Below are 5,241 nucleotides of genomic sequence, written 5' to 3' on the forward strand. Positions count from 1 at the left end.
CGCCGCCGCGGGCCCGCCCCGCCGCCGCGACCGGTGCCCGGCTGGTGTGGATCCCGCGCCGGGCCGGGGAGCGGGGCGCCGTGGAGGCGGGCGCGCTGCCGTCGCTGCTGCCGGGCGGCCGCCCGGCGACCGACCCGCGCGCGCGTGAGGAGGTCGCCGCCGTCTGGGGCGTCGCGGAACTGCCGCACCGCTACGGCCGCGACACCGGCCAGATCGTCGAGGCGGCGGTACGCGGCGAGCTCCAGGCGCTGCTGGTCGCGGGCGTGGAGGTGGCCGACCTGCCCGACCCGGCACGCGCGCGTGCGGCACTCGCCGAGGCCGGGTTCGTGGTCTCGCTGGAGCTGCGGCCCAGCGAGGTCACCGAGCTCGCCGACGTCGTCCTGCCCGTCGCCGCGGTCGCCGAGAAGGCCGGCACCTTCCTCAACTGGGAAGGCCGGGTCCGCATGTTCGAGGCGGCGCTCAAGCCCGACCAGATGACCCGGCGTCCCGCGCCCACCGACGCGCGCGTGCTGCAGATGCTGGCCGACGCCATGGACGTCCACCTGGGGCTTCCGGACCTGCGCACCGTGCGCGCGGAGCTCGACCGGCTCGGCGCCTGGGACGGGCCGCGGGCCACCGAACCGCTGGAGACCGCGAGCTCCCTGCCCCGGCCGGCCGCCGGGGAGGCGGTGCTCGCCGGGCACCGGCTGCTGCTCGACCAGGGCGTCCTGCAGCAGGGCGACGAGGCGCTCGCCGGCACCCGGCACGCCGCCCACGCGCGCGTGTCGGCCGCCACGGCCGCCGAGGTCGGCGTCAAGGACGGCGACCCGCTGGTGGTGACCGGTACCGCGGGAACGGTCCGACTGCCGCTGGAGATCACCGAGATGCCCGACCGCGTGGTGTGGCTCCCGATGAACTCCGTCGGCGGCGGCGTCGCCTCCGACACCGGGGAACAGCCCGGCTCCCTCGTCCGCATCGGCCCGGCGGCGCTCGCCGGCGAGGCCCCCAAGGAGGTGGAGGGATGAGCCCGTACCTCGCCGCTGAAGACCTCTCGATGTTCGGCCGCGACCCCTGGTGGCTGGTCGTCGTCAAGGCGGTGTTCTGCTTCGCCTTCCTCATGGTGACCGTGCTGATCTCCATCGTGATGGAGCGCAAGGTCGTCGCCTGGATGCAGCTGCGCATCGGCCCCAACCGGCACGGCCCCTGGGGCATGCTCCAGTCGCTCGCCGACGGCGTGAAGCTGATGCTCAAGGAAGACGTCGTCGTCAAGCGCGCGGACAAGGTGGTGTACGTCCTCGCGCCGGTCGTCGCGGCCATCCCGGCCTTCATGGCGATCGCGGTGATCCCCTTCGGCCCGGCCGGCAACGAGGTCTCGATCTTCGGCCACCGCACCACGATGCAGCTCACCGACCTGCCGATCGCGGTTCTCTACCTCCTCGCGGTCGCCTCGATCGGCATCTACGGCATCGTCCTGGCCGGCTGGAGTTCCGGATCCACCTATCCGCTGCTGGGGGGCCTGCGCTCCTGCGCGCAGATGATCTCCTACGAGATCGCCATGGGCGCCGCGTTCGCCTCCGTGTTCCTCTACTCGGGGTCGATGTCGACGTCGACGATCGTCGAGCAGCAGACCGACCGCTGGTTCGTCCTGCTGCTGCCGCTCTCCTTCATCCTCTACATCGTCACGATGGTCGGCGAGGTCAACCGCGCCCCCTTCGACATGCCGGAGTCCGAGGGCGACCTGGTCGGCGGCTTCAACACCGAGTACTCGTCGATCAAGTTCGCGATGTTCATGCTCGCCGAGTACATCAACATGGTCACCGTCTCGGCCGTCGCCGTCACCCTCTTCCTGGGCGGCTGGCGGGCCCCGTGGCCGGTCAGCACCTTCTGGGAGGGCGCGAACCACGGCTGGTGGCCGATGCTCTGGTTCACCGGCAAGCTGCTGACCCTGTTGTTCGGTTTCGTCTGGCTGCGCGGCACGCTCCCGCGGGTCCGCTACGACCAGCTGATGAAGCTCGGCTGGAAGGTCCTCATCCCGGTCTCGCTGGTGTGGCTGATGCTCGTCGCCACCGTGCGGGCCCTGCGGAACGAGAACTACGACTTCGCCGACATCGCCCTCTACATCGCCGCGGGCGTCCTCGCCCTGCTGCTGCTCTCCTTCGTCGCCGACATGTTCCGCGGGAAGGCGAAGCAGGCCGAGCAGCCCGCCGAGGCCCCGGCCGCCTTCGACCCGATGGCGGGCGGATTCCCCGTGCCGCCGCTGCCGGGGCAGGAGCTGCCGCCGGTGCCGCGGCGCCGTTCGCGGCGGGAGCGGGAGCTCATCGTCAGTGGCGGCCCCGATACTCAGGGTGACGGATCTCTGGGTGGATCTACGGATGGAAAGGAGGCGTCCGATGGCTGAGGAGCCCAAGGAGGCCGGGCAGACGAAGCCCGGTTTCCTGAACCCCGTGGCCGGCTTCGGCGTGACCTTCAAGGCCATGTTCAAGAAGCGGCTGACCGAGCAGTACCCGGAGCAGCAGAAGACCACCGCTCCGCGCTTCCACGGACGGCACCAGCTCAACCGCCATCCGGACGGCCTGGAGAAGTGCGTCGGCTGCGAACTGTGCGCCTGGGCCTGCCCCGCCGACGCGATCTACGTCGAGGGCGCGGACAACACCGACGAGGAGCGCTACTCGCCCGGCGAGCGCTACGGCCGCGTCTACCAGATCAACTACGCCCGCTGCATCCTGTGCGGCCTGTGCATCGAGGCGTGCCCCACGCGCGCGCTCACGATGACCAACGAGTTCGAACTGGCCGACTCCAGCCGCGCCAACCTCATCTACACCAAGGAGCAGCTGCTCGCCGGACTGGAGGAGGGCATGGTCGACACCCCGCACGCCATGTACCCGGGCACCGACGAACAGGACTACTACCGGGGCCTGGTGACCGAGGCCGCGCCCGGTACGGAGCAGCAGGCCGCCCACTCCAAGGGCGAGGTCGTGCAGGAGGCCGCCTCGACCTTCGGCGCGGAGGAACCGGCGTCGGAGAAGGTGATCGGGCGATGACCGAGCAGCTCGCCGCCTACTCCACCTCCACCGGAGAGGCCGTCCAGTTCTGGATCCTCGGCACGATCGCGGTGATCGGCGCCCTGTGCACCGTCTTCATGAGGCGGGCCGTGCACAGCGCGCTCTGCCTCGCCGGAACCATGATCGTCCTGGCGGTGTTCTACCTGGCCAACGGCGCCTACTTCCTGGGCGTCGTGCAGATCGTCGTCTACACCGGCGCGATCATGATGCTGTTCCTGTTCGTGGTGATGCTGGTCGGCGTCACCGCGGCGGACTCCCTGAAGGAGACCATCAAGGGCCAGCGCTGGCTGGCCCTGCTGTGCGGGCTCGGCTTCGGCATCCTGCTGATCGCGGGCATCGGCAACGCCTCGCTCAGTGAGTTCAACGGCATCGGCCAGGCGAACGCGAACGGCAACGTGGAGGGCATCGCGACCCTCATCTTCACCAAGTACGTCTTCGCCTTCGAACTCACCGGCGCCCTGCTCATCACGGCCGCCGTCGGCGCCATGGTGCTCACCCACCGCGAGCGCACCGAACGCGCCAGGACGCAGCGGGAGCTGGCCGAACAGCGCGTCCGCGAGGGCAAGTACCTCCCGCCGCTGCCGGCGCCCGGTGTCTACGCCCGGCACAACGCCGTGGACATCGCGGGCCTGCTGCCCGACGGCACCCCGTCCGAGCTCACCGTCAGCAAGACGCTGCGGGAGCGCGGTCAGGTCCGTGACGTGTCGCAGGAGGCGCTCAACGACCTGCGGGCGCTGGAGCAGCGCGCCGAGGAGCGGCTGGAGCGCACGCCGATCGAGCCGACGGTGTTCAAGCGGCCCGAGGAGGCGTCGAAGTGAACCCGGTCAACTACCTCTACCTCGCCGCCCTGCTGTTCACGATCGGCGCCACCGGCGTGCTGATCAGGCGCAACGCGATCGTCGTCTTCATGTGCGTCGAGCTCATGCTCAACGCCTGCAACCTCGCGTTCGTCGCCTTCTCCCGGATGCACGGCAACCTCGACGGCCAGATCATCGCCTTCTTCACGATGGTCGTCGCCGCCGCGGAGGTCGTGGTGGGGCTCGCGATCATCGTGTCCCTGTTCCGTTCCCGCCACTCGGCCTCGGTCGACGACGCCAGCCTGATGAAGCTGTGAGGGGTCGCTGAACCGTGACTAACGCAGAGAACCTGATTGCGCTGCTGGTGGCGGCGCCCCTGCTCGGAGCGGCGGTCCTGCTGTGCGGCGGACGCCGGCTGGACGCCGTCGGCCACTGGATCGGCACGCTGCTCGCCGGTGTCTCCTTCGTGCTCGGCCTGGTGCTGTTCACCGACCTGCTGGGCAAGGACGCCGAGGAACGCACCCTCACACAGCACCTGTTCAGCTGGATCCCGGTGGAGGGTTTCCAGGCCGACGTCGCCTTCCGGCTCGACCAGCTGTCGATGACGTTCGTCCTGCTGATCACCGGCGTCGGCTCGCTGATCCACCTGTACTCCATCGGGTACATGGAGCACGACGAGCGGCGCCGCCGCTTCTTCGGCTACCTGAACCTGTTCCTCGCGGCGATGCTGCTGCTCGTCCTCGCCGACAACTACCTGCTGCTGTACGTCGGCTGGGAGGGCGTCGGTCTCGCCTCCTACCTGCTGATCGGCTTCTGGCAGCACAAGCCCAGTGCCGCGACGGCGGCGAAGAAGGCCTTCCTGGTCAACCGCGTCGGCGACATGGGCCTGTCGATCGCGATCATGCTGATGTTCCTGTGGTTCGGCACCTTCGCCTTCGGGCCGGTGCTCGGCAGCCACGAGGAGGCCGGGCTCGCCGGTGCCGCCGGTGAGGACAAGCTCACCGCGATCGCCCTGATGCTGCTGCTCGCCGCCTGCGGCAAGTCCGCCCAGGTGCCGCTGCAGTCCTGGCTCGGGGACGCCATGGAGGGCCCGACCCCCGTCTCGGCCCTGATCCACGCGGCCACCATGGTGACGGCGGGCGTGTACCTCATCGTCCGCTCCGGGGCCATCTTCAACGGCGCCCCCGACGCGCAGCTCGTGGTCACCGTCGTCGGCGCGGTCACGCTGCTGTTCGGTGCGATCGTCGGTTGCGCGAAGGACGACATCAAGAAGGCGCTGGCCGGCTCGACCATGTCGCAGATCGGCTACATGGTGCTGGCCGCGGGCCTCGGCCCGATCGGCTACGTCTTCGCGATCATGCACCTGGTGACGCACGGCTTCTTCAAGGCCGGGCTGTTCCTCG

The 5,241-nt window shown here is 70.0% G+C and carries 6 protein-coding genes; all 6 read left to right on the forward strand.

Annotated elements, in window-relative coordinates; genetic code table 11:
• On the forward strand, positions 1–1,004 hold a 1,004-nt coding region (locus RIM90_RS30350), incomplete at its 5' end, for a molybdopterin-dependent oxidoreductase (RefSeq protein ID WP_309063950.1).
• Entirely contained in the window at positions 1,001–2,377 is a 1,377-nt protein-coding gene (gene nuoH / locus RIM90_RS30355) for an NADH-quinone oxidoreductase subunit NuoH (protein WP_309063951.1), read from the forward strand. The genes RIM90_RS30350 and nuoH, both read left to right, overlap by 4 nt.
• Positions 2,370–3,020: an NADH-quinone oxidoreductase subunit NuoI gene (gene nuoI / locus RIM90_RS30360; RefSeq protein WP_309063952.1), complete on the forward strand. Its 651-nt coding sequence runs from the start codon at positions 2,370–2,372 to the stop codon at positions 3,018–3,020. Before nuoH ends, nuoI begins: the two co-directional genes overlap by 8 nt.
• Positions 3,017–3,859 (forward strand): NADH-quinone oxidoreductase subunit J, encoded by an 843-nt coding sequence (locus RIM90_RS30365; protein ID WP_309063953.1) that lies wholly within the window; start codon positions 3,017–3,019, stop codon positions 3,857–3,859. Before nuoI ends, RIM90_RS30365 begins: the two co-directional genes overlap by 4 nt.
• Complete coding sequence (nuoK, locus tag RIM90_RS30370; protein ID WP_004927567.1) at positions 3,856–4,155, forward strand: NADH-quinone oxidoreductase subunit NuoK; 300 nt, start codon at positions 3,856–3,858, stop codon at positions 4,153–4,155. The genes RIM90_RS30365 and nuoK overlap by 4 nt, the downstream gene beginning before the upstream one ends.
• Before the next feature lie 14 nt (positions 4,156–4,169).
• The coding region (locus tag RIM90_RS30375; protein WP_309063954.1) for an NADH-quinone oxidoreductase subunit L at positions 4,170–5,241 on the forward strand (1,072 nt) is incomplete at its 3' end.

The sequence above is a fragment of the Streptomyces sp. genome (assembly GCF_031181555.1).
GTDB classification, from domain to species: Bacteria; Actinomycetota; Actinomycetes; order Streptomycetales; family Streptomycetaceae; genus Streptomyces; species Streptomyces fimbriatus.